At 47.3% G+C, this 25,268-nt stretch carries 25 protein-coding genes; 9 read left to right on the forward strand and 16 right to left on the reverse strand.

Going from position 1 to position 25,268, the window contains the following annotated elements:
• Nucleotides 1–284: 284 nt before the first annotated feature.
• The 10 genes from HW447_RS09920 to HW447_RS09965 form a co-directional block, all read right to left on the reverse strand.
• Nucleotides 285–824: an ECF transporter S component gene (locus tag HW447_RS09920; RefSeq protein WP_176255141.1), complete on the reverse strand. Its 540-nt coding sequence runs from the start codon at nt 822–824 to the stop codon at nt 285–287.
• Between the two features lie 126 nt (nt 825–950).
• Nucleotides 951–2,060, reverse strand: a complete 1,110-nt coding sequence (locus HW447_RS09925; RefSeq protein ID WP_176255142.1) for an anaerobic sulfatase maturase — start codon at nt 2,058–2,060, stop codon at nt 951–953.
• A gap of 16 nt (nt 2,061–2,076) precedes the next feature.
• A complete protein-coding gene (locus HW447_RS09930) occupies nt 2,077–2,907 on the reverse strand; it encodes a purine-nucleoside phosphorylase (RefSeq protein WP_176255143.1) in 831 nt (276 codons plus the stop codon).
• A gap of 233 nt (nt 2,908–3,140) precedes the next feature.
• Nucleotides 3,141–4,196 (reverse strand): BMP family protein, encoded by a 1,056-nt coding sequence (locus tag HW447_RS09935; protein WP_176255144.1) that lies wholly within the window; start codon nt 4,194–4,196, stop codon nt 3,141–3,143.
• Between the two features lie 52 nt (nt 4,197–4,248).
• Nucleotides 4,249–5,190: an ABC transporter permease gene (locus HW447_RS09940; RefSeq protein ID WP_176255145.1), complete on the reverse strand. Its 942-nt coding sequence runs from the start codon at nt 5,188–5,190 to the stop codon at nt 4,249–4,251.
• Nucleotides 5,190–6,251, reverse strand: coding sequence for an ABC transporter permease (locus HW447_RS09945; RefSeq protein WP_176255146.1), 1,062 nt, complete (start codon nt 6,249–6,251; stop codon nt 5,190–5,192). Before HW447_RS09945 ends, HW447_RS09940 begins: the two co-directional genes overlap by 1 nt.
• Nucleotides 6,252–6,255: 4 nt before the next feature.
• Nucleotides 6,256–7,770 carry an ABC transporter ATP-binding protein gene (locus HW447_RS09950; protein WP_176255147.1) on the reverse strand — a complete coding sequence of 505 codons (1,515 nt, stop codon included), beginning with the start codon at nt 7,768–7,770 and terminating at the stop codon, nt 6,256–6,258.
• 226 nt (nt 7,771–7,996) lie between these two features.
• Nucleotides 7,997–8,437, reverse strand: coding sequence for a ribose 5-phosphate isomerase B (gene rpiB, locus HW447_RS09955; RefSeq protein ID WP_279285681.1), 441 nt, complete (start codon nt 8,435–8,437; stop codon nt 7,997–7,999).
• A 3-nt stretch (nt 8,438–8,440) separates the two neighbouring features.
• Entirely contained in the window at nt 8,441–9,553 is a 1,113-nt protein-coding gene (gene aroC / locus HW447_RS09960; RefSeq protein WP_176255149.1) for a chorismate synthase, read from the reverse strand.
• Nucleotides 9,554–9,555: 2 nt separating this feature from the next.
• Nucleotides 9,556–10,614 (reverse strand): lactonase family protein, encoded by a 1,059-nt coding sequence (locus HW447_RS09965; RefSeq protein ID WP_176255150.1) that lies wholly within the window; start codon nt 10,612–10,614, stop codon nt 9,556–9,558.
• Nucleotides 10,615–10,925: 311 nt separating this feature from the next.
• Between HW447_RS09965 and HW447_RS09970 the strand changes: the two genes are divergently transcribed.
• The 9 genes from HW447_RS09970 (at nt 10,926) to HW447_RS10010 (ending at nt 18,882) form a co-directional block, all read left to right on the forward strand.
• Nucleotides 10,926–11,459 (forward strand): helix-turn-helix domain-containing protein, encoded by a 534-nt coding sequence (locus HW447_RS09970; RefSeq protein ID WP_176255151.1) that lies wholly within the window; start codon nt 10,926–10,928, stop codon nt 11,457–11,459.
• A gap of 73 nt (nt 11,460–11,532) precedes the next feature.
• Nucleotides 11,533–12,609 (forward strand): spermidine/putrescine ABC transporter ATP-binding protein, encoded by a 1,077-nt coding sequence (gene potA, locus HW447_RS09975; protein ID WP_176255152.1) that lies wholly within the window; start codon nt 11,533–11,535, stop codon nt 12,607–12,609.
• Nucleotides 12,602–13,441 carry an ABC transporter permease gene (locus HW447_RS09980; RefSeq protein WP_176255153.1) on the forward strand — a complete coding sequence of 280 codons (840 nt, stop codon included), beginning with the start codon at nt 12,602–12,604 and terminating at the stop codon, nt 13,439–13,441. Before potA ends, HW447_RS09980 begins: the two co-directional genes overlap by 8 nt.
• Complete coding sequence (locus HW447_RS09985) at nt 13,441–14,232, forward strand: ABC transporter permease (protein WP_176255154.1); 792 nt, start codon at nt 13,441–13,443, stop codon at nt 14,230–14,232. The genes HW447_RS09980 and HW447_RS09985 overlap by 1 nt, the downstream gene beginning before the upstream one ends.
• Nucleotides 14,233–14,293: 61 nt before the next feature.
• Nucleotides 14,294–15,400, forward strand: a complete 1,107-nt coding sequence (locus HW447_RS09990) for an ABC transporter substrate-binding protein (RefSeq protein WP_176255155.1) — start codon at nt 14,294–14,296, stop codon at nt 15,398–15,400.
• A gap of 83 nt (nt 15,401–15,483) precedes the next feature.
• Nucleotides 15,484–16,611: an ABC transporter substrate-binding protein gene (locus HW447_RS09995; RefSeq protein WP_176255195.1), complete on the forward strand. Its 1,128-nt coding sequence runs from the start codon at nt 15,484–15,486 to the stop codon at nt 16,609–16,611.
• A 257-nt stretch (nt 16,612–16,868) separates the two neighbouring features.
• The gene (locus HW447_RS10000) at nt 16,869–17,639 is read left to right on the forward strand and encodes an EFR1 family ferrodoxin (protein ID WP_176255156.1); all 771 of its coding nucleotides are present in this window, start codon (nt 16,869–16,871) and stop codon (nt 17,637–17,639) included.
• Nucleotides 17,640–17,912: 273 nt separating this feature from the next.
• The gene (locus tag HW447_RS10005) at nt 17,913–18,320 is read left to right on the forward strand and encodes a metal-dependent transcriptional regulator (RefSeq protein ID WP_176255157.1); all 408 of its coding nucleotides are present in this window, start codon (nt 17,913–17,915) and stop codon (nt 18,318–18,320) included.
• Nucleotides 18,313–18,882 carry a nitroreductase family protein gene (locus tag HW447_RS10010; RefSeq protein ID WP_176255158.1) on the forward strand — a complete coding sequence of 190 codons (570 nt, stop codon included), beginning with the start codon at nt 18,313–18,315 and terminating at the stop codon, nt 18,880–18,882. Before HW447_RS10005 ends, HW447_RS10010 begins: the two co-directional genes overlap by 8 nt.
• Before the next feature lie 145 nt (nt 18,883–19,027).
• On the opposite strand, the gene HW447_RS10015 is transcribed toward HW447_RS10010, so the two are convergent.
• The 6 genes from HW447_RS10015 to HW447_RS10040 are packed head-to-tail and all read right to left on the reverse strand — an operon-like array spanning nt 19,028 to nt 25,241.
• A complete protein-coding gene (locus HW447_RS10015) occupies nt 19,028–20,038 on the reverse strand; it encodes a nucleoside hydrolase (protein ID WP_176255159.1) in 1,011 nt (336 codons plus the stop codon).
• Complete coding sequence (locus tag HW447_RS10020) at nt 20,038–20,670, reverse strand: YczE/YyaS/YitT family protein (RefSeq protein ID WP_176255160.1); 633 nt, start codon at nt 20,668–20,670, stop codon at nt 20,038–20,040. The genes HW447_RS10015 and HW447_RS10020 overlap by 1 nt, the downstream gene beginning before the upstream one ends.
• 15 nt (nt 20,671–20,685) lie before the next feature.
• Nucleotides 20,686–21,639, reverse strand: a complete 954-nt coding sequence (locus HW447_RS10025; protein ID WP_176255161.1) for a nucleoside hydrolase — start codon at nt 21,637–21,639, stop codon at nt 20,686–20,688.
• Between the two features lie 19 nt (nt 21,640–21,658).
• Nucleotides 21,659–22,603, reverse strand: a complete 945-nt coding sequence (locus HW447_RS10030; protein ID WP_176255162.1) for an ABC transporter permease — start codon at nt 22,601–22,603, stop codon at nt 21,659–21,661.
• A 2-nt stretch (nt 22,604–22,605) separates the two neighbouring features.
• Entirely contained in the window at nt 22,606–23,694 is a 1,089-nt protein-coding gene (locus tag HW447_RS10035; protein ID WP_176255163.1) for an ABC transporter permease, read from the reverse strand.
• Nucleotides 23,691–25,241 (reverse strand): ABC transporter ATP-binding protein, encoded by a 1,551-nt coding sequence (locus HW447_RS10040; protein WP_176255164.1) that lies wholly within the window; start codon nt 25,239–25,241, stop codon nt 23,691–23,693. Before HW447_RS10040 ends, HW447_RS10035 begins: the two co-directional genes overlap by 4 nt.
• Between the last annotated feature and the right edge of the window lie 27 nt (nt 25,242–25,268).

Here is a 25,268-nt window from a genome sequence, read left to right on the forward strand (position 1 = left end):
AAAAATCCGGGCAGGTTCCGTCTTTGTAACAAAAAGCGAGACTTACCAGAGCCACTTTCCATGTGTGAAACAGGCTTCCGATAAGTCTCGCCATTTAAAACCAAGCCACGGACACGCTCCGATGCTGTTGACTTCGCTACACGGTTTTCCGGTTTCCTACATCCGGTCAAACTGCGCTGACTACTCCCTTACTGATAAATAATGCTATCACGTCCAGGGGGAACTGTCAAGAATTTTTATTTTACTTGTTTGTTTCAGTTTTCAACATCTCTTCATCCTCTTTCTCAGACTTCCGTCCCCTCTGCGTCCCATTCTGCAACAATCCCCAAAGGCCGTTCCAACAGGGGGTACAGAACTTCTGCTATCACAAGGCCGCCTGTTCCCTGTAACAGATTAGAGGGGACGCTTGCCAGGGAGGCCCCTGATCCATACAGGATGGTCTCACAGATAAAATACCCCAGCGCTACCAGGAAGATATCTATAACTCCTCCCAGCACGACGGCTATTTTTCTGCTTTTTCCCTTAGAGATCGCCCTTCTGTACACCAGTCCGGTGCCCCATGCCACAAACCCCTTGATAAAAAATGTAATCGGCACATAGATAAAATATCCGCCTGACAGATCTGCCATACAGGAGCCGATCCCTGCTGCCAGAAAGGCCGTTGCCGGGTCTAAAAATACTCCTGCCAGAATCACCGCTGCGTCTCCCGGATGGATATAGCCGCCGGTACCGGGAGTGGGGATACGGATGGATATCGTCGAAACACAGATAAGAGCTGCAAACAATGCCGCGAATACCAGTTTTTTTACAGATACTGCCTTCATAAACCGTTCCTCCTTATCATTGCACTGTCACTCGTTTCCCGCATTGTACCATAAAATTGGACTGATTAAAATATCCATTTTGAATATTTTTAACCAGTCCAATTTATTGCATTATGAAATGTTTATCTACACTGTCCCCGCCACATCCTTCATCTTTTCAAGGCAGTTTTTAAAAAATATCTTATATCCCTCACAAAAATAATTCCTGTCATATCCACCCGGCAAATCGGTATCCCGGCTGCGCCTGCAGCCGCCGCGGCACAGAGAAAAATACGGACATTCCCGGCACTGGGGATCCAGACGGTGAGACCGCTTTACAAAACCGATCTCATGGCGTTTCCTGTCTATCTCCTCCAGTGTATTTTCGTTAAAATTTCCCAGCCTGTATTTATCCAACACATAAAAATCACAGGGATAGACACCTCCGTCAGCCTCTGTCACATACTGGATACCGCACTCGCCCCTCTGGTCGCAGGCCTCAGGATAATATCCCTTAAGCAGCCCTATATAATTTTCAAACTGGCGAATATAGGGCTGTCTGTTTTTTCTCCAGTCTCTATACCAGAGTTCAAACAGCTGTGTAAGAAATATGCCGTACTGCTGGGGGGACAGAGCATATTCTGTCTTTTGATGGCCTTCACCCAGAGGATCCAGGCAGGCAATATACTGCTGATATTTCCAGCCTCTTCGTCTGTATTCCTTATAAACGTTTTCCGCCTGCTGTGCCATTTTCCCGGTTACAACGGTAAGGATATTATACTCCACGCCGTATGCATCCAGGAGTTCCGCCGCTTTCAATACCACATCATAGGTTCCGCCGCCATCCTTACTGTGACGGTACGCATCATGGATTTCCCGCGTTCCATCAATAGACAGGCCTACCAGAAAATGTTCCTCCGCAAAGAACCTGCACCATTCTCTGTCCAAAAGCCCTCCATTGGTCTGAAACCCATTATGTACCTGGATCCCTCTGCGGTTGTACTTTCTCTGAAATTCTGCCGCCTTTTTGAAAAAATCCAGTCCTCTTAAGGCCGGTTCCCCTCCCTGATAGGCATAGCTGACCTGCCGGTCTGCGTGGATCATGGTTCTGCGGATCACCTGCCTTAACGTATCCTCCGACATAAAACCGTAGGATTCCTGTGTCCTTTTCCGGCTCTCATCGCAATAAAAGCAGTATTCGCAGTGCATATTGCACATTCCCGAAGATGGTTTAATCAAAATGCTGGAATCCGGCATTTTTATCTCCTTTTACTTAGAACACTTCCTGTAATACCAGATCCACAACCTCTTCAAAGGTTGCCTTCACTCTGGCTGCTGTCTCCACCACCTCTTTATGGTTCAGGGGCTGATCTAAAATTCCGGCTCCGGGATTTGTAACGCAGGAGATTCCCAATACCGGGATTTTGCAGTGGCCGCAGACAATGGCTTCCGGCACCGTAGACATTCCCACCGCGTCTGCTCCAAGAATACCCGCCATGCGGACCTCTGCCGGCGTCTCATAGTTGGGGCCGGAGAACATCATATATACGCCTTCCTCCAGATGGATTCCCTTCTGCTCTGCCTTTTCCTTCAGGCTCTTTCTGAAACCGGCATCATATACGCAGCTCATATCCGGGAAACGGGGGCCGTCTTTCTCAAAATTAGGGCCTGTAAGGGGATTGGAACCTGAATAGTTGATATGATCCCTGATGATCATCAGCGTACCCGGCTCATAGGCGCGGTTTACTCCGCCTGCCGCATTGGTGAGAAGGATTTTTTTCACTCCCAGACGTTTCATAATACGGATCGGCAGCGTGATCAGTCTCTGGCTGTATCCTTCGTAATAGTGTACTCTTCCCTGCATGGCGATTACCTTCTTTCCCATACAGGTTCCCATTACAAACTGTCCTGCATGGCCTGCCACTGTAGATACGGGGAAGTCCGGGATATCATGGTAGGAAATTCTTACCGGATCCTCGATCTTGTCTGCGTAATCTCCCAGCCCGCTGCCCAGGATCATCCCGATCTCAGGCTCAAAATCTGTCTTTTCACGGATGATGCGGACGGAATCTTCAATTATTTTCATTTCTCTCTCATTTGTCATGGCTGCTGCACCTCTTTCTTATTTGTTTTGTAACTTTTCAGTATGGGACATCTTCCTTAATGCCCTTTGCAAGAGAAAAACCCTTCTTTTATCTTAAACATCTCTCCCGCCTTTGTAAAGCCAAATCGGCAAAAATCTGTCCATGCTCCGCCCGGCTCTTTCACGCGCAAAGGCCCCGGACGCGTCTGTAAAAGGCGCAGCCGGGGCCGGTTTTTCTGCTGTTTTATTTTCTCTTATTCTAAGAAGGTTCCTGCCTTAATCTGCTCTACATACTCCAGATACTGCTTCTGAACATCCTCCGGCACCAGGCTGGAGAAGGTTCCCACGCTCAGACAGCCGTTGCTCAGGTCGCCGTATACAGTCTTATTTCCAAAGGTTCCGTCCTCTACGGTCTCCATGCAGGCCTTTACAAGGGCTGCGTTGTCTGTTACTACAGAGCAGATGATCACTTTATCGTCTGCAGAGCCCAGATTTCCGGGCTGTCCGATGTCATATCTGCCCTCCAGGCCTGCAAGAGCCTCCCTTGCGCCCGTATCCACTGCGGAAGCATCACCGAACATTACGTCTACGTCATAGGTGCTTACCATAGAAGCGGCGATTTCCTTTCCTTTCGCTGTATCGCTGAAAGAGCCTGCGTAGGCGGAGGATACCTTTACTTGCGGATTTACCTTCTGGGCTGCCTTCTCATAGCAGCTTACCTTTGCCTTTGTGGTATCCAGCTCCATTCCGCCGATAAAGCCGATGTTGTTGGTCTTTGTCATCAGTCCGGCCAAAGCGCCTGCCATGTAGCCGATCTGATCCGCATCCGGAAGGATGGACTCAATGTTTTCTGTCTCTACCGTTCCGTTTAACAGGGCAAAATGGATCTCTGGGTACTCGCTTGCAACCTGCTTTACCGCATCGGTGTACTGATTTCCCGGCGCAAAGATCAGATCATATCCCAGTTCTGCATAATCAGTCATAACGGTTGCATAGTCGGAGGTGGCGATGTTGTCCGTATAAACGGTCTCCCATCCCATCTCTTCTGCCGCGTCTACCATGGCCTGATAGCAGCTTGCTCCCCATCCTCCGTCTGAAACAGAGGAATCACAAATCATTGCTACCTTGTAGCCGCCCTCCTTTTTATCGGCGCTTTCCGTTCCCTTATCTGCGGCCTCGCTTCCGGCCTTTGCCGCTGTCGTCTGGGTTTCCTTTTCCCCTGAACCGGAGCCGCCGCAGGCAGACAGGCTGACTGCTGCAAGAGCCACTGTCATGATCAGTGAAACTGCCTTCGTGTTTGATTTTCTCATAATAATTTCCTCCTTGAGTACATATTTTAACGGATGCAGAGCTTCTCTGCAATTACCGTTCCTCTCTGTAATAGGGCTGCCCGTTCGCCTTTGGCCCGCTCTTTTTGATACCGAAAAAGGCCAGTACGAACAGAGTGCAAAGATATGGTATCATCTGCAGGATCTGGTACGGCGTGGATGGACTGATCAGCTGCAGGCGAATCTGAAGGGCGTCGCAGAAACCAAAGAGCAGACAGGCCATCAGCACGCCGGAAGGCATCCAGCGCCCGAAAATCACCGCAGACAGCGCAATAAATCCTCTTCCTGCCACGATTCCCTCAGAATAGGTGCTGGTATAGCAGATCGTCAGATAAGCGCCTCCGATCCCTGCCATGGCTCCGCACAGGATACAGGCTATGTATTTCTGAAATACAACATGGATGCCCAGGGTCTCCGCAGCCTTGGGGAACTCTCCCACTGCCTTAAAATTCAGTCCCGCCCTGGTTTTGTTTAAAAAGACAGAGGTAACAGGCACCATCAGGTAAGCCGCATACACCAGAATACTCTGATTAAAAAGGATGTTTCCCAGCACCGGAATCTGGCTGAGCACCGGGATAGGAAACGCTTCCATGGAAACTCCCTGGATCAGTGTGGAGGTATCTGAAAATGACAGTCTGTAGATGAAAGACGCAAGGGCAGGCGCAAAAATATTGATCGCCATTCCGTACACGGTCTGCTCTGCGCAGAGAGTAATTGTACAGAACGCATAGATCATATTTACCAGGATACCGGCGGCTGCCCCTGCCAGGATTCCCGCCCATGGGCTTCCGGTTCGATACCCCACCAGAAAGCCCACTAAAGCTCCGATGGACATGATTCCATCCAGACCGATATTTACCATGCCCGCGCGCTCTGAATAGGTTTCCGCCAGCGCCACCAGAAGGATGGGCGTCGCCATACGCACCGCTGAAAGCAGCAGCTCCACAAGGAAATTTGCAGTGAAAAATGATGACATCAGCCCCGTACCTCCTTTTTCTGTGAATGATTGATAATAAACTGCTTAACTGCGGGAAGTCTCAAAAGCGCCGTTCCTGCCACTGCAAAAATGATCACAAGCGCCTGGATAATATCTACCACCGAGGTTGGCACCTGCATACCCGTCTGCAGTGTGCTGGCGCCCTTGCGCAGCACCGCAAAGATAAACGCCACAACCGCCGTACCGATGGGATTCAGCTGGGCAATCAGCGCAATGGCCACTCCGTCAAAGCCAAAGCCTGCTCCAAACCCGCTCATCAGGCGCAGCTGCTTTCCGTGAAGCTCAATGCTTCCTCCCAGTCCGGCGATAGCACCGGAGACGATAAAGGAAAACAGGATGTATTGATTGACCGGGAAACCATTGAAAAATGCCGCCGTCGAATTCATCCCCACTGCCCGCAGCTTAAAGCCTTTGGACGTGTTAAAGATAAAGTAATAGAGCGCAGCTGCCAGCAGGATAGCTGCCACTATTCCCCAGTGAACCGGAAAACCCTTGGAAATATTGGCAATTTTCATGCTGTCAGCCACTGCCACCGTCTGCGGCACGCTTCCGTCTCTTAAAAGCGTTGTGTAGACATAACCCATAAACAAGGTGGCTACATAGTTGAGCATGATGCTGACAATGATCTCATTAAGCCCCCGTGTGATCTTAAGGATACCGGGAATCGCCCCCCAGAGACCTCCGGCTGCGGTTCCGGCCGCCAGGCTTAAAAGCAGGCCGAATACCCCCGCATCTCCCAGTTTGGCAGATACAAAGATGCTGGTCACAGCACCCATGATAAACTGCCCTTCGCCGCCCAGATTAAATACGCCGCATTTATAGGCAAAGGACGCCGCAAGACCGGTAAAAATCAGAGGACAGGCAATCACAAGGGTCTGAGCGATCTTCCTTGTGCTTCCGAACGCGCCGGAAAACAGAAAGCCGTATGCCTGAAAGGGATTTTTTCCCATACACAGCATGATGATCCCACCCGCCGCAAAAGCGACCAGGATAGCAAGCACAGGAACCAGGATCTTCACAAGATTGTCTTTTATCTTCATGTTCCTACTCCTCCTTTCCCGCCATGGCCAGAGAGATCTCTTCAATGGGCGGATTTTCGCCTGAATAGATTCCCATTACTTTTCCCTCAAACATAACGATAATACGATCCGACAGCTTTAATACCTCGTCAAAATCCGCACTGATCAGAAGGATCCCGCAGCCCTTATCCCTTGCCTCGATCATAGTATCGTGGACATACTGGGACGCGCCGATATCCAGCCCTCTGGTGGGATGAACCGCAACCAGAAGCTCCGGATGATTTTCCAGCTCACGGGCAAGGATGATCTTCTGCTGATTTCCACCGGAAAGGTTTCTGGCCTCCTGTTCAATGGATGAACACCGGATATCGTTTTTTTTCTGCAGTGCAAGAGCAAACTCACGAATGGCCTTTTTCTTTAAAAATGCACCCTTTCCGCAGGAAAATCTTGGATCCTCCGTAGATTTGAGCACCAGATTTTCTTCTACGGTCATATTTCCCACCAGTCCCATCTTGTTTCTGTCCTCAGGAACATGGGATACATGGGACAGGATAAAGCCATTTGGAATAAACTGGGCTACTTTTTTGGATTTCAGATCCACCTCGCCAGAATCCGGAGCGATCACCCCCGTCACAAGCTGTGCCAGCTGGGACTGCCCGTTCCCGTCCACACCTGCGATTCCAAGGATCTCCCCTTTCCCAATGGAAAAGCTGACGTCGTTTAACCCGCTGTGCTTATGCTCCTTATGGTAGTCTACATGATCCAGGCGAAGAACCGTCTCCTCTGTCTTTGTCACCTTTTGATACCGGCTTACCGTCATCTCATGGCCGATCATCAGGTTTGCCAGTTGGGCTGCGTTGGTATCCTCCCGCCTCAATGTCTCTATCGTCTCGCCGGCCCGCAAAATGGTAATGCGGTCGCTGATCGCCATCACCTCGCGCATCTTGTGGGAAATGAAGATCACAGACTTATTTTCACCAGTCAGCCTGCGGATAATGGCAAACAGGCCTTCTACCTCCTGATCCGTAAGCGCCGCTGTGGGTTCGTCCAGAATTAAAAGCTTTGCCCCCCGGTAAAGAGCCTTTAAGATCTCTACCCTCTGCTGGGCTCCTACGGAGATCTCCGAGACGGTCTTGTCCAGCTCAACCTCCAGCCCATATTTCTCAGACAGCTCCATGATCTCTTTGCGAAGTTCATCTTTTTTGATGAAAATGGAGCGATCCTTCTTGGTTCCCAGAATGATATTTTCAAACACCGTCATAGCCTCTATGAGCATAAAGTGCTGATGAACCATTCCGATCCCCATTTTCACCGCTGTTTTCGGTGAATCGATCCGAACCCTCTTACCGTTCAGCCAGATGGTTCCGGACGTAGGCTGATACAGACCGATCAAAATGTTCATCAGCGTACTCTTTCCAGCCCCGTTTTCACCCAAAAGAGTGTGAACCTCTCCCTCTTCAATAGACAGGTTGATATTCCGGTTGGCATAGGCTTCGCCGAATTTTTTCGTGATGCCCTCCATTCTCAGAAGTTCCTTCATCTTCAGCCTCCTTTTTCGCAGATGTTCCAGCACCCAAACCGTAAAAGAAAGGGAGCAAACAGCTTTCAGATATCCTATAAGCGTTTTACTCCCTTTCAGTCCGAACAAATCGTAATTTGTACCGTACGTTCCCTTCCTGATAATATTAGTGATTCTAATAATTATCGAGGATTTAATTTTATTTTATAATAAATATACTGCTTTGTCTATACCTTATTTGAAGATTTTACCTGTTTTCGATCTCCATAAGCATATTTACCCGTCTCTCATGGCGTCCGCCCTCAAATTCAGCGTTCAGCCATTCTTCCGTGATCATCTTTGCCAGTTCACTGCCTACGACTCTCGCCCCGAAAGCCAGGACGTTGCTGTTGTTGTGCATACGGGAAAGTCTGGCGCTGTAGGGTTCGCTGCATACGCAGGCGCGCACTCCCTTTACCTTGTTGGCTGCCAGAGAAATACCTACTCCGGTGCCGCAGATCACGATTCCCAGATCTGCCTCGCCGGAAACTACGGCGCGGCCTACCTTCTCGCCATATACAGGATAGTCACAGCTTTCTGTGGAGTTGGTACCAAAGTCAATGACCTCATAGCCCTTTTCCTCTACAAATTCCCTGATAATGTTCTTAAGCTCAATAGCTGAATGGTCGTTTCCCATTGCGATCTTCATCATTTATTTCTCCTTTTTTCCAAAAAATTCTTCTATCCGATCCAGTCGGGAGGTCATGGACAGCAAAAGCAGATCCGCCGCTGTCAAAGCAGCCATAGCCTCTACCACCACCACGGCCCGCGGAACGATAATGGGGTCGTGGCGTCCCCTGATTTCGATCTCCTTTTCCCTTCCAAAACGATCCACGGTGCGCTGGGGCTGCGCAATGGAAGGGGTAGGCTTAAAGGCCGCACGCATCACCACAGGCGCAGAATCGCTCATGCCTCCCAGAGTTCCGCCGGAATGGTTCGTGCGCTTTTTGGCCGTTCCATCCTCATTTATATAAAAGCCGTCATTGTTGCGGGATCCAAGGGAACGGGCCGCCTCAAAGCCGTCTCCAAGTTCAAAGCCCTTTACCGCGCCTATGGACAGCATGGCTCTGGCAAGTCCGGCATCCAGCTTGTCAAACACCGGCTCTCCCACTCCTGCCGGAAGCCCCTCAATAACGCACTCTACCACGCCGCCGCAGGAGTCTTTTCGCGCCATCATATCGTCCAGATAGCTTTCCGCCTCTTTTGCCGCAGTTTCATCGGGCATATAGAGGCGATTCTGCCACATTTTGGAGATATCCATCCTGGCACGGTCAATGGAAACCGGGCCGATGGAACAGGTATAAGCCTGAACCTTCACGCCCAGGCGCTCTAACAGCCTGGACGCCACGGCTCCCGCCGCTACTCTGGCGATGGTCTCCCGGCCTGAGGAGCGGCCGCCGCCTCTGTAGTCTCTGAAACCGTATTTTTCATCAAAGGTAAAGTCCGCGTGACCCGGACGGTATACGTCCATAAGATTACCGTAATCACGGGATCTCTGGTCTGTGTTTCGCACCTCCAGGGCAATGGGAGTTCCGGTGGTTCTTCCTTCAAATACGCCGGAAAGGATTTCCACCCGGTCTCCCTCCTGACGGGCCGTAGTAAAACGGCTCTGTCCCGGTTTTCTCCGGTCTAAATATTTCTGAATATCTTCCTCGTCTAAGGGCAAACCGGCAGGGCAGCCGTCAATGACCACGCCGATCCCCTTTCCGTGGGACTCTCCCCAGGTGCTGACACAAAAGAGTGTTCCATAAATCGAACCTGCCATGTTTAGTCTCCAATCTTTACAATAGCGCAGCAGTTGGGCTCATTGACCTGGATGCTTCTGCCGCTCATTACAAGAAGTCCCTTCTCGTAGTCAATCTTAAAGAATGAGATCGTGCCGCTGTCATGGTTAATAGAAGCAATATGCCGTCCATCCGGGAAAACAGCCACGTCTTTGGGGTACTCTCCGCTTACAGGCAGGCAGCAGATCATGTCTAAAAGCCCGGTTTCCTCATCCCTGCGGTAGACGCTCACCGTATTTTCCCCGGCATTGGTGCAGTAGAGGTATTTTTCATCCTGGGACATACGCATCGCGCAGGCTGCGGTGAGGTTGCCTGGATTCCTGGTGGATGTCGTGGAAATGGTCTGGATCTTCTCGATTACAGGCGCTCTCTCTCCTGTTTCATAGGTAAACACGTCGATCACATTTTTCAATTCATACATCAGATAGAGGAAACGGCCATCCCTGCTGAAACGAAAATGTCTGGGCGCTGATTCCAGATCACAGCGGATGGCGTCCACCTGGATCAGCTTCTGATCCTTATTATTAAAGCGGTAGATCTTAACCTGATCCACTCCGTTGTCCACACTGAGAACGTATTTGTTGTCAGGCATCCGGCGGGTACAGGTCACATGGGGACGGAAGTTTCTCTCTGCCACGCTGCCGTATCCCTTGTCGAATACGCCGTCTACGATTTCACCTACAGAACCGTCCTCATTCAGGCTTAAAACGGTGGTTTTTCCATCGTGGTAGCCGGAAACAAATACATACTTGTCCTCTGCATCGCTGCACAGATGGCAGCCCCTCATTCCCCGAATGGGGGCGCTGTTTAATCTTGCAAGAGCACCGTTTTGAAGGATGCGGAAGGACACTACACCCTCATCTGCAATGGAATACAGCGTCTTTCCGTCGCTGGAGGCAATTACATAAGAAGAGTTATTCACTTCCATCTCACAGCGCTCCCTGAAAATTCCATTTTCTACATCTACGTCAAATACAGTGATCCCCTTTGCTTTCCCGGTATAGGAATAAGATCCCACATATGCCATATATCTGCCGCTCATACCTGTATTTACCTCCTGAAATTAAATATATCCTCTCGGATCGGATCTGTATGTTCAGTCCGAATCAATCAAAACTTATCATATCATAGTTTTCTTTATTTGTTAACTCTTAAGTTTAAGAAAAGGTATTGACACAGGATTTATTTACGGTATAATGAAACTCGCCCTTGTTTATTATTACTAAACTTTTTAGTTATTTATATATTGGGTTAGTATTTGTAAACTTTTTGTATAACTTATAGCAGTTTTCACATCCCGTCCCGCAAAGCCGCCATCCCGCAGGACGGGATAACCATGCCGGGAGGAATCATATGGATATCGGAAACAAACTCAAGGAGCTTCGTGTCTTAAAAGGGCTGACTCAGGAGGAACTGGCCGACCGCTCGGAGCTTTCCAAGGGATTTATCTCTCAGCTGGAGCGCAATCTGACCTCTCCCTCCATCGCCACTCTTCTGGACATCCTCCAGTGCCTGGGTACGACCATTGGGGAGTTCTTCAACGAGGAGCCGGAGGAGCAGATCGTATTCGGCAGGCAGGATTACTTTGAAAAAGTAGATCCTGAATACAGCAACGAGATCAAATGGATCATTCCAAATGCTCAGAAAAACACCATGGAGCCTATTCTTTTAACCTTGAAGCCTGGAGGCTCCACCTGCCCCGATACCCCCCATGAGGGAGAAGAATTCGGATATATCCTCCAGGGAAGCGTATCCATCCATCTGGGCAAAAAAACCTACAAAGCAAAAAAAGGGGAATCCTTCTACTACACAGCAGATAAACAGCACTATCTCTCCAGCAAAGGTGGAGCAGCTCTCATATGGGTCAGCTCGCCGCCAAGCTTCTGACCGGACTTTTCAGACAGCCGAACCGGACAAACGGGGGGAGAATTTACTATGATAATAAAGGAGAAGAAAATACATGAGCCAGCCATTGATCGATTTACAGCATATTTCCAAAAGCTTTGACGGCGAACTGATCCTGGATGATCTGAATCTTTCCATTAAGGAGAACAGTTTTGTCACTCTCCTTGGCCCCAGCGGCTGCGGAAAGACTACTACTCTGCGGATCCTGGGGGGCTTTACTACCCCGGATTCGGGCAAGGTCTTATTCGACGGACAGGACATTACAAAGCTTCCGCCCAACAAACGTCAGTTAAATACCGTATTCCAGAAGTACGCCCTGTTCCCCCATATGAGCATTGCGGAAAATATCGCATTTGGCCTGAAGATCAAAAACAAATCCAAAAGCTATATTGACGACAAGATCCGGTATGCTTTAAAGCTGGTCAATCTCTCCGGCTACGAAAAACGGAATGTGACCTCTCTCTCCGGCGGCCAGCAGCAGCGGATCGCCATCGCAAGAGCCATTGTCAACGAACCAAGAGTGCTTCTGCTTGATGAACCCTTAGGCGCTCTGGATTTAAAGCTGCGTCAGGATATGCAGTACGAGCTGATCCGACTGAAAAATGAGCTCGGCATCACCTTTATCTATGTCACTCATGACCAGGAGGAGGCTCTGACCATGTCCGACACCATCGTGGTCATGAACCAGGGCTACATTCAGCAGATGGGCTCCCCGGAGCAGATCTACAACGAGCCGGAAAATGCCTTTGTGGCCGACTTCATCGGCGAAAGCAACATCGTCCACGGCACTATGGTACGGGATGAACTGGTAGAGATCTTCGGCGCAGCGTTCGCCTGTGTAGACAAAGGCTTTGGCAGCAACCGGCCTGTAGACGTAGTGATCCGCCCGGAGGATATTGACCTGGTAGAGCCTGAAAAGGGCACGCTCACCGGCACCGTAACCCACCTCATTTTCAAGGGCGTTCACTATGAAATGGAAGTGACTACCCCGGACGGGTTCGAGTGGCTGGTGCATTCCACAGATATGTTCCCCGTTGGAAAGCAGGTTGGCATCCATGTGGATCCCTTTGATATCCAGATCATGAACAAACCTGCGTCTGAGGATGAGGAGGCGCTGGGAGTCGATGAATAACCAAAAGAAAAGCGTGCGCCTGGGAAAAGCCCTGCTCTCAGGCCCCTATATTGTATGGATGATCGGTTTTACCATTATTCCCCTGCTTATGATCCTCTGGTACGGACTGACCGCCAGAAACGGAGCCTTTACTCTGGAAAATATTCGTTCCATTGCAGAACCGGATCACATAAAAGCGCTGATCCTGTCTCTGGGACTGTCTCTGATCAGTACCGTTTTGTGCCTTGTGCTGGCCTATCCGCTGGCTATGATCCTGCGCGGCCGCGGAAAAAGCGCCGGGAGCTTCATTGTATTTATCTTCATCCTTCCTATGTGGATGAATTTCCTGCTGCGCACCCTGGCATGGCAGACACTGCTGGAGAAAAACGGCGTGATCAACGGAATCCTTTCCTTCCTTCACCTGCCAAATATCTCCATTATCAACACACCGGCAGCCATTGTGCTGGGTATGGTATACAATTTCCTGCCCTTTATGGTTCTTCCTATTTATAATGTACTGGTAAAGATCGATGACAGCGTCATCAACGCAGCTCAGGACTTAGGAGCCAACAGCTTTCAGACCTTTGTAAAAATATGGCTCCCATTAAGCATCCCTGGCGTCATCAGCGGTATTACCATGGTATTTGTGCCTTCCCTGACTACCTTTGTGATTTCCGACCTTTTGGGCGGAAGCAAGATTCTCCTGATCGGAAACGTGATCGAACAGGAATTTACCCGGGGAAGCAACTGGAACCAGGGCAGCGGGCTTTCCCTGGTGCTGATGATATTTATCCTCATCAGTATGGCTATGATCGCCAAATATGATAAAAATGGAGAAGGGAGCACATTCTAATGGAAAAGAGCAGAAAACGATTGCGGAAATTTGTTTCCGATTTCTATATGGTGCTGATCCTGATCTTTTTATACGCGCCCATCCTCACTATGATGGTACTATCTTTTAATCAGTCCAAGTCCCGTTCCCACTGGGGAGGTTTTACTCTGGACTGGTACGCCCAGATGTTTGACAGCCGTTCCATTATGAGCGCACTGTCCACCACGCTGATCATCGCCTTTGTATCCGCCCTGGCGGCCGCCATCATCGGAACAGCGGCGGCCATTGCCATCCAGTCCATGAAACCGGTTCCCCGCACTGTAGTAATGGGGATCACCAATATTCCCATGCTGAACGCGGATATCGTTACAGGCATTTCCCTGATGCTGTCTTTTATTGCATTCGGGGTATCTTTGGGATTTCAGACGGTGCTGATCTCACATATCACCTTCAACATACCGTATGTGATCTTAAGCGTGATGCCCAAGCTAAAGCAGACGGATAAAAGCACCTATGAGGCGGCTCTGGATTTGGGTGCCGCGCCTTTGCAGGCATTTTTCAAGGTCGTGTTTCCGGATATTATGCCGGGAGTGCTGTCAGGCTTTCTGCTGTCCTTTACCATGTCGCTGGACGATTTCATTATCACCCATTTTACAAAGGGAGCCGGCATCAACACACTGTCCACCCTGATCTACAGCGAGGTGCGCCGTGGGATCAAGCCGTCTATGTACGCGCTGTCTACGGTTATTTTCCTGACTGTACTGATCCTGCTTTTGATCGTAAATTTCCGATCCTTTAAAAAGAAGGGCTGATTCACCGGACAAATGAAACTAAAGATCTTTTACACTGATTTAATCATAAGGAGAACGATCCATGAAACGAACAAGAATCTGCCAGACGGCCGGTGCGTTTGCCGTCCTGGCTGCAGCAGGCCTTCTCACCGGCTGCAGCAAAGCCGATACAGGAGCTTTTGGGGCTGACAATAAGCTGTATGTATACAACTGGGGCGAATATATTGACGAAAGTGTTATTGACGATTTTGAAAAAGAAACCGGCATCCAGGTGGTTTATGACGTATTTGAAACAAATGAGGAAATGTACCCGGTGATCGAGGCCGGGGCTGTCAAGTATGATGTGGTATGTCCCTCTGACTATATGATCCAGAAGATGATTGAAAATAATCTTCTGTCTGAGATCAATTTTGACAACATCCCCAATTATAAGGAAATCGGACAGGAATATCTGGATATTTCCAAAGGCTTTGATCCTGAAAACAAATACTCCGTTCCCTACTGCTGGGGCACCATGGGGATCCTTTACAACACCAAGCGCATAGAAGAACTCGGTGTTCCCGCTCCCACCAAATGGGCGGATCTGTGGGATACGCGCTTATCCGGCGAAATCCTGATGCAGAACAGCGTAAGGGACGCATTTACCGTTGCCTTAAAGAGCCTGGGCTATTCCCTGAATACTACCAATCCTGACGAGCTGGAGCAGGCAAAGGAGAAGCTGATCCAGCAAAAGCCTCTGGTTCAGGCCTATGTGATCGATCAGGTAAGAGACAAGATGATCGGCGGAGAGGCGGCCGTAGGCGCTATTTATTCGGGGGAAATGCTCTATATCCAGAATGCGGTAAAAGAACAGGATGCGGATTTCTCCCTGGAATACGTAATCCCTGAGGATGGCACCAACTACTGGGTGGACTCCTGGGTCATCCCGGCCAATGCGCAGCATAAGGAAAATGCAGAGAAATGGATTGATTTTCTGTGCCGTCCCGATATTGCCAAGAGGAATTTTGAGTATATCACCTATGCAACGCCTAACAAAGGCGCTTACGAGCTGTTAGATGATGAGCTGAAGAATAATAAGGCCCTGTTTCCTGATATCTCTTCTCTGAAAAACTGTGAAATCATCCAGTATCCCGGAGATGAGGCAGATGCTCTTTATAATGAGCTTTGGAAAGAAATCAAGGCAAACTGATCTTCCCGCTTTTATTTCCGCGTCAGCTAAAAAATAATCGGAAGGCGCACTCAGACGCCTTTCCCATTACGGAGGATAGAATGATGAAAAAGAAAACTGCGGCTTCCCTGAAAGCCCTTGCATTGCTCCTGTTGTCAGCCGGTGCCCTTACCGGCTGCGGATCCGGATCCGGAGACCGTTCGTCCGGCAGCCAGAACAGCTCCGGCGAGGACAATAAGCTCTATGTATATAACTGGGGGGAGTATATCGACGAAAGCGTGATCGATGATTTTGAAGAAGAGACAGGTATCCAGGTAGTATATGACGTATTTGAAACCAATGAGGAAATGTATCCCATCATCGAGGCCGGGGCTGTAAAATATGACGTTGTCTGCCCCTCCGACTACACCATCCAGCGCATGATCCAGAATAACCTTCTGGCAGAGATCAATTATGATAATGTTCCCAACATTAAGGAAATCGGGACGGAGTATATGGATATGGCAAAGGATTTCGACCCTGAAAACAAGTACGCTGTTCCCTACTGCTGGGGCACAGAGGGGATCCTTTACAACAAACAGCGCCTGGATGAGCTGGGCGTGCCTTATCCCACAAAATGGGCGGATCTGTGGAATCCCCAATTAAAGGGCGAGATCCTCATGCACAACACCCTGCGCTACGCATTCATGGCCGCACTGAAAATTAAGGGCTATTCCTTAAACACCACCGATCCTAATGAACTGGCCGAAGCCAGGGATATGCTGATCGAGCAGAAACCTCTGGTACAGGCTTATGTGATTGATCAGGTAAGAGATAAGATGATAAACGGCGAGGCAGCCGTAGCCATGCTCTATTCCGGCGACCTGCTCTATATACAGGAAATGAGCAGGGAACAGGATTCCGGCTATGATCTGGAATATGTGATTCCGGAAGAAGGCACCTCCTACTGGATCGACTGCTGGGTGATTCCCGCCAATGCCGAGCACAAGGAGAATGCGGAAAAGTGGATTAACTTCCTATGCCGCCCTGATATTGCCAAGAAAAACTTTGACTACATCACATATGCAACGCCTAACAAGGGCGCATTTGAACTGTTAGATGATGATCTGAAAAACAATAAGGCCGTTTTCCCGGATCTGTCTGCGCTGAAAAACAGTGAAAGCGTTCACTACCTGGGCGAGGAAGCCAATGATATGTATAATGAGATGTGGAAACAGGTGAAAGCCAATTAAAAAACCAGCCCCATTTCGTCCGGCTCATATTAATACCCTGTTTTTCCCCTGTATACAGAAGCAAATTGACGAATCGGAAGTATCACTGAAACCGTCATGATCAGGGCCATCATTGCAAGGCTTAGAAGACATTCCCGGATTATACCATGTTTTTAATTAGATATTCATCTCAAAGACATGGACTGCTGACACTTCGATGGGAACTATTTTTTCAGCGTCAGAAAAAGTGCCAAAAAGTTTTATTAAAGGAGATTTTTATGATTATCTACTTTTCAGCGACCGGAAACAGCCAATACGTAGCAGAAAGAATCGCTCAGGCAACAAACGACAGAACGGTTTCTATTACCTCATGTATGAAAAATCGCCAATTCCAGTTTGAAATTTATGAAGATGAGTTTTTAGGAATTATCAGTCCTACTTATTCATGGGGATTGCCAGAGATTGTGAAAGAATTTTTGCAAAAACTGAACTTGAATACAAAACCATCTTATATATGGTTTATTGCAACTTACGGCACAACGACAGGCCAAACTGGTTATTTTGCAAACCAGATATTGCAAAAGCACAATTTCTCAATTTCTGCATATTTTAGCGTTAAAATGCCAGATACTTGGACACCTACTTTTAATTTAAGCAATAAAGAACGCATACAAAAAATAAACGCAAAGGCAGAACTTCAAATTGACACTATAATAGATAAAATTAAAAATCATACTGCTGGGGACTATATGCAAAGAAAAGTTCCTATACCTATTGCAAAGCTATTTTACAACACAGAGTATGACACTATGCGTAAAACAAATCATTTTCACGTCGAAGATACTTGTATAGGTTGTGGCTTATGTGCTAAGAAATGCCCCATTTCTGCCATAGATATAGTCAAACAAAAACCAACATGGAATAAGGAACAGTGTGTTATGTGTCTTTCTTGTCTGCATCACTGTCCAAAATTTGCAATACAGTACGAAAACAAAACAAAAAAACATGGACAATATGTTCATTCCCCATTGTCCATAAAAAGCAGCTAATAAAACAGTATATAGTGATAGCCCCAGCAGTATCATAATTTTTCAGCTCGTACAAACGGTATATTTTGTGCGGGCTTTTTTATATTGTATCTTCTGCGTTCTATCAAAAGATATGAACAATATTCCTATTATACACAACAGCATACTTCCGTTGAGACAAATCTTCATTTTCCATTGCTTGTCTTTCCTGTGGTTATATGATAAACTGATTTCATAGCAATTCCCGTTCTTTTCCAAAACGGGAACCAAGACCGGAGAAGGGAAGTGTTTAATTTGAAAATACAGGAATCTGCTGAAAATTATCTTGAAACTATCTATATGCTGAGCCGCCACAAACCATATGTGCGCTCCATCGACATTGCCAATGAACTTAGTTTCTCAAAGCCCAGCGTCAGTGTAGCCATGAAAAATCTGCGGGAGAACGGCTATATCCACATGGATGAGCAGGGACACATCAGCCTTACAGAAACCGGACAGGCCATTGCAAACGTCATGTACGAACGCCACATCATGCTGTCTAACTGGCTCATTTACCTTGGCGTAGATCCTGAGGTGGCCGCCGAAGATGCCTGCCGCATCGAGCACGTACTCAGCACAGAAAGCTTTGACGCGATTAAAAAACACATTATGCAGGGCAATGAACTGCCGGAGGAAATCAAGGAGGAATCTATCCATGCTTAAAGATCTGGTAAAGAAGTGCCGTTCTTACCGGCGCTTTTATGAGGATACGCCTATATCGCGGGAAGAACTGGAAGAGATGGTGGATACTGCCCGCCTCACTGCCTCCACCGCCAATTCCCAGGCCTTAAAATATCGCCTGGTCGATTCCCCAGAAGAATGTGACAGGCTCTTTCCCTGCCTTGCCTGGGCCGGCGCTTTAAAAGACTGGAACGGCCCTGAAAAGGGAGAGCATCCCTCCGCTTATATCGTTATCCTCTGCGACCTGGCTCTTGGAAAAAACAAGCAGTGGGATGAAGGCATCGCTGCCCAGACCATCCTGCTGGCAGCCACGGAAATGGGCTACGGCGGCTGTATGATCGGCAGCTGCAGGCGCAGCGAGATCCTCTCCATTCTCCAGTTAGAACCGAAAAAATACTCCGTCGGCCTTGTTTTGGCCCTCGGAAAGCCTAAAGAAGAGGTGCGCATTGTTCCGGTAAAAGAGGATGGAAACACAGCCTACTACCGGGATGAGAATCAGGTGCACTATGTACCAAAGAGGGGGTTGGGGGATATTTTGGTGTGACATACATACACATCCCCTGTCAGCAATTCCTGCTGAATCATAATAGGGTGCTGCAGAAACAGCGTTTTCCACAACCGTGGCAAATATCTATTTCTGCGGCACCTTCTGTTTTCAGAAAACGACGCACCGGCAAATCACAGACTGTTTATCTGCACCCTTTAATAAGAGTATCTGTAAACAGGTTCATAAAGAGTTTCCCCTCAATTGAGACGGCAATTCTTACATTACGCCTCTCCTTCTCAGGGTATTTGTTAATTTGATAACCAAAAAAGGGAATAATCTGTCCTCTAGTTAAACGGCCTTCCAACTCTACCTCTACATGAACTGGTTCCGTATAATGGCATAAACTGTCATCCAGCGCCAGAGCTGCTGTAATCACATCATCCATGGGAAAACCGCCCAACTGAAAATACTCCCTCCACATATCAATATAGATCGGATATTTATCACAGAGGTAATCAATCATCTCACCCTTTGCCTGATACCGCAGATCAGAAAGATGATCCCTTGTCAGCATACTGTCCGCAAATATATTATTTTCACATACATCCAGCGGCACCAGCGTAATCTTGAGATCAGAAGTCAATACCTTTTGCGCCGCCTCAGGATCCGCAAATATATTATACTCTGTCACGGGGGTAATATTTCCATGAATACGGAATGATCCTCCCAATATATAGGCTTCTTTTATATCAGAAGCAATAGCGGGGTCTTTTTCTAAGGCCAACGCAATGTTGGTCAGAGGTCCCGTTGTTACCAGCGTAATTTCTCCCGGATTCTCACGGAACATCCGAATCAGATAATCTACCGCATACTCTTTTTCGATCTCCCCTTTGGGTTTTCCTGCCGGAGTATTAAATTTCTTCAGGCGGTCTCCAAACTTCCAGCGAAGTTCCTCATAAAAGTTCACCGGATCTCCAGAAGTATCTTCATTATGATACGAAATAGGTTGTGCTGCCCCCGCATATACTGGAATTTCCTGACCTGTCAGTTCTGCGGTGTTTTTTGCCACCCATGCTGCCTGTCTTATATCCCCGGCTGCTCCTGTTACTGTGGTAATTCCCAAAAGCTCCGCCTCCTCATGGCAGGCCATATAGAGAATTTCCAAAATATCGTCCCCTACAGAGTCGACATCTATAATAACCTTTTTTTTCATTATTCTTCTCCTGTCCAGCCTATGATGTTATCTACTGTTTTATGTACTGCAGGCCTCACAAACTGTACTGCCGGGCCCGTAAGAAACGCCGCTACAATGGTTCCCAGGCCAACTGTTCCTCCTAAGAAAAAACCGATCACCACAAAACTGATATCTCCTACAATACGCACAATCCGGTACTGAAAGTTTCCCTTACGGCTGATGATCTCCGAAATAAGGTCAATGGCCCCAACTCCAAGATCCGCGCGTATGTAAGTGGCAATTCCTACTGCCATGATCATAAGGCCCAAAAATACCAGAAGCATTTTCACCACTAGGTTTAAATCTCCCAGAATCATCATATCCAGAAACATACGGACAAAGTCTGCTGTATAGCCAATTCCGAAAATGGCAAGCACAGACGAAACATTCACATATGATCTGTCTATTATCAGAACGACTGCCAGTATAATTACGTTAATCAGAGCCGAAGAAGTTCCATAGCTGATATGCAGCACATTCGCAATTCCGAGTTCAAATACACTGGCAGGATCTACCCCCAAGCCGCTGTAAAGGAAAAGCGCCACTCCCACACCGCACAGTATCAATCCTATCAAAGATACAATGGTTCTCTTTCCTAAATATGTTTTCATCCTGTCTGCCTCCGATTAACCCAAACGTCCCATTGCTTCCAGAAAGAACTGAACAAATTTTTCTCTGTCCACATCATACAGAAACTTTGTATTATGATTGACCGTTTTTCCAAACAGCTTTTTTTGGTAGTCAATCGTATCTACCACCGTCATTCCGGTAGTAAGTTCTCCTCTCAGTTCCACATCCACATTGCACTGTTTATAGCTGAAGATTTCCGGGTGTACAAGGGCGGCCACTGCGCAGGGATCATGAAGCGTACATCCAGGAAATCCCTCCACCTCATAATGATAACGGCTGAAATAGTCAATCAGTTCTGCTGCAAACACAGAAATTTCATTTCCCTGTGCCCTGAGCCTTTCATTTTCTTCTCTTGTTACATATGCTTTCTGTGTTACATCAAGCCCAGACATAATCACAGGAATTCCGCAGTTAAACACAACCTTAGCTGCTTCTGGATCTGCAAAAATATTATACTCGGCCGCTGGCGTCCAGTTTCCTACCGTTCCACCTCCCATAATAGATATCTCTTCTATTTTTTCTTTCAAATCCGGTCTTGTGATCAGCAGTTCCGCTACATTGGTGAGAGGACCAATAGCAACGATTGTCACCTTTTCATTGCTCTCCTTTAAAACCTTTTCAATAAGGCTGAGAGCGCTTAGCTGTGAGATCTCAAAGCCATTTTCCGGCAGTTTCGGCCCTTCCAGACCGGAATCACCATGTACCAGCTCACCGCCTACTACCAGCTTTTTCACCATAGGCTCCTGTGCCCCTTTTGCCACCGGAATATGGAAAGCCTTTGCTTTTGTTAAAACCCGTACTGCATTATTTGTTACTTTTTCAATTGTCTGATTTCCAGCTACCGTTGTAACTGCTTTTATTTCCAGTTCCTCGCAGGCCAACGCCCACAGGATTGCCATTGCGTCATCATGCCCTGGATCACAGTCAATTATAATTGGTTTTTTATTCATAATTTTTACCATCCTATTCTCATCTGTTTTGTCTTGCATACTCTGCTTTCATTTTTTCATTTGATGCTTTCCGTTTTACGGAATATGCAACCAATCCAATAATTGTTGCCAGATATGGCAGCATCTGAACCAACTCAGGGGGAATCGCTGTTACCTGCAGAGAATACGACAGCGCCTCAGCCACCGCAAAAAGCAGGGAAGAAAGGGCCGCCCCAATAGGAGTTGAGTTGCCCATGGCATCTGCCGCAAGGGCAATAAATCCGCGTCCTGCTGTCATATTTTTTGAAAACCAGGTAACGTATCCCATAGACATAAACGCTCCGGCCATCCCTCCTAGCACACCGCTGATCGCTAATGCAATATACCGTGTCTTAATGAGGCTGACTCCTACGGAAGAAAGGGCCTTTGGTGCCTTTCCCGCTGAGCGGATACGAAGGCCCAGAGGCGTCTTATAAAGCAGAACATAAACTACAAAAATCATCAGAATAGCCGCATAGGAAATTACATTGTGATTTGAAATAATGTCTCCCAGCACCGGAATCTCATTAATAAGCGGAATCTGTATATTGGGAAGCTTTCCAGAATCAAGGGCAAGCGTTGTCCCCTTATCCTTTACTACTGCATACATAAAATATACCGTCCCTCCGATTGCCATTGTATTAAAAGCAATACAGGTAAGCACACTATTCGCTTTCAGGGACATGGAAACATATCCAATTGCCAGGGAACAAACCACGCCCGTAAGCATGGCAATGAAAAGCCCAAACCAGGGACCAAACCCGAACGCACTGGCAAACACTCCTGCAAGAGCCGATATCAGCATAACACCCTCAATACCAATATTTGTAATTCCTGCATTTGAGGTAATGACAGCGCCAAGAGACGCCAAAAGAAGGGGAGTTGCAACTCTTATCACGGAATACAGGAATGATGGGGTTAATACAGAATCTAAAACTGTTTCCATTGTCAAATCCCTCCTTGTCCATCTGTAGAAAGCCTGGTGATCATTTTATGCTGGTATCTGGAAAGGAACGCATCTGCTGCTACCAGAACAATCACAAGCGCCTCAATAATAGCCACAATCTCTGATGCCACATCAGACTGCTTATACATATAATCAGCCCCGATTCTCAGATATGCCACTGCAAAGGCTGCAATCGGAACATATGCCGGATTCTCCTTTGCAAGGATATTAAGCACTACCCCATCAAAACCATAGCCTGGAAGAGCTGACCACTGGAAACGTGTATACATTCCCAGCATCTCCGTTGCTCCGCCCACTCCTGCGATAAATCCGCCGAGAAGCTGCGCCATCATAATGACTCCAGCCGTTCCGATTCCTACATACTGACCAAATCTAAGATTGCTTCCCACCACCCTGAGCTTATATCCCCATTTTGTTTTAAACATAAAGATATAAACCAGAATCACAGCCACAGCTACGATAAAAATTCCCGCATGGAGCCTTGTCTTGGGAATCAGCTTTCCCAGACTGACACCATCCCTGAAAGGCAGAGAGGCTTTGTATGCAGAATTAGGGTCTTTAGCAAACTGATTAAAGATAAAGGTTCCAAAATACAGAGCCACATAATTTAACATCAGAGATACAACCAGTTCACTGCTGTTCCACTTTACTTTCAAAAATCCCGGAACCGCACAAACAAGGGAACCAATAATACCAGCCGTCAGCATTGCTGTGATAATTACGAGAATAGGAGGGCCGGGCATATAGATTGCAACCATTGCAGCTCCCAATGCTCCTAGAAAAAAACCTCCCTCTGCAGCCATATTAAACTGGTTAGCCTTAAACATAACGCAAGTCGCAAGGCCTGCAAAGGTCAGAGGAATAGCTGTTTCTAAAACGGTGCTGAAACGCCGGATTGTAGTCAGCGGCCCGATAAATAAATTCCCAATTGCAGTCAGCGAATCGCTGGATGAAAAACTCATGATCACAAAAGAAATGGCAAACGCAATCAGAATTGCAAGGGCGAAACGCACAACTGCAAAACAGGCATTAAATCTGTCAACCTTTGATTTTTTGCTATTTTTTATCATAACATCGCCCTCACTTCTTCTTCACTCTGGTTCTTCACGCCAAGCATATAATATCCCAGTTCTTCCTCTGTAAGATGTGTTGTATCTTCAAAGTACGCATTAATTTTCCCATTATACATTACAATACAGCTGTCGCTCAGTTCCAGAATTTCGTTAAGATCTGCAGAAATCAGAAGCACTGCCGCCCCCTGATCACGAAGTTCTACCAGCTTATGGCGGATCAGTTCTGACGCCCCTGCATCAATCCCGCGGGTAGGCTGCTCTGCAATAATAATTTCTACATTTTCTGTCAATTCTCTTGCCGCCACAACCTTTTGCATATTTCCGCCCGACAGCATGGAGACTGTCTGTTCCGCTGAAGTACACAAAATACTGAAATCATCTACCCACTGCTCTGCTTTTTCATTCATTACCTTTCCATTCAAAAAAATCCTGCCCTTTAAATAGCGATCCACCTTATCTGCAAACATATTTTCTTTAATTGTCATTCCAACAGCACAGCCCACTTCCATTCGATCCTCTGGTATATATACCACATGGTTTTTACGGAACTCAGCAGGTTCATATTTTTCTATTTGATTATTAAAAATATGGATTTCTCCCTGCATTGGTTTTGTAACACCAGTTAAAACGGATGCAAGTTCTGACTGCCCGTTTCCCTCTACACCGGCAACGCTCATAATTTCACCTGATCGCAGTTTCAGACTTACATGATCCAGCATCTTTTTTCCTATGCTATTGATATAAGTAAGATTTTTTGCTTCCAGGCATACATTTCCAATATTCGCCGGTTTCTTTTCAATATGAAGCACCACCTCACGCCCCACCATCTTATTTGAAATATCCTGAGGACTGGTATCCTTTACCCAAGTGGTTTCAACTGTTGTTCCATGGCGCATGATCGTCACACGGTCGCAGATCTCCATAATTTCATTCAGCTTGTGGGAGATAAAAATAATCGTATGGCCCTGGCTTTTTAAAATGCGAAGCTCTTCAAACAGTTTCTTTGTCTCCTGAGGTGTCAGCACTGCTGTCGGTTCATCCATAATCAGGATCCTGGCCCCCCTCACCAATGCCTTAAGAATTTCCGTCTCCTGCTTGATTCCTACGCTGACATTCTCAACTTTTTCATTGACATTGATATCAAATTTGTATTTCTCTGCACACACTTCTGATATCCTAAGCATTTCCCTGTGATTCATCAATGCACCATATTTTTTCGGCTCCGCACCAAGCACAATATTTTCTGCAATCGTCAGAGAATCTACCAGCATGAAATGCTGGTGCACCATTCCAATTCCCATTGAAATAGCCTTCTTAGGACTGTCTATTTTAACTTCCTGCCCGTTCAAATAGATTTTTCCGCCCTCCGGTGTCTCCATTCCGAAGAGTATTTTCATCAAAGTGGATTTTCCTGCCCCATTTTCTCCAATCAGAGCATGAATTTCCCCCTCATAAACCTCCAGATTTACATCTTTATTTGCCACCACGCCGTTGGGATAAACCTTTAAAATATTTTCCGCTTTTAAAACAACCTTCTGTCCCATCTTTCTCCTTGTCCTTTTAGCAGAAAT

This window comes from Enterocloster alcoholdehydrogenati (assembly GCF_013282095.1).
Taxonomy (GTDB): domain Bacteria; phylum Bacillota; class Clostridia; order Lachnospirales; family Lachnospiraceae; genus Enterocloster; species Enterocloster alcoholdehydrogenati.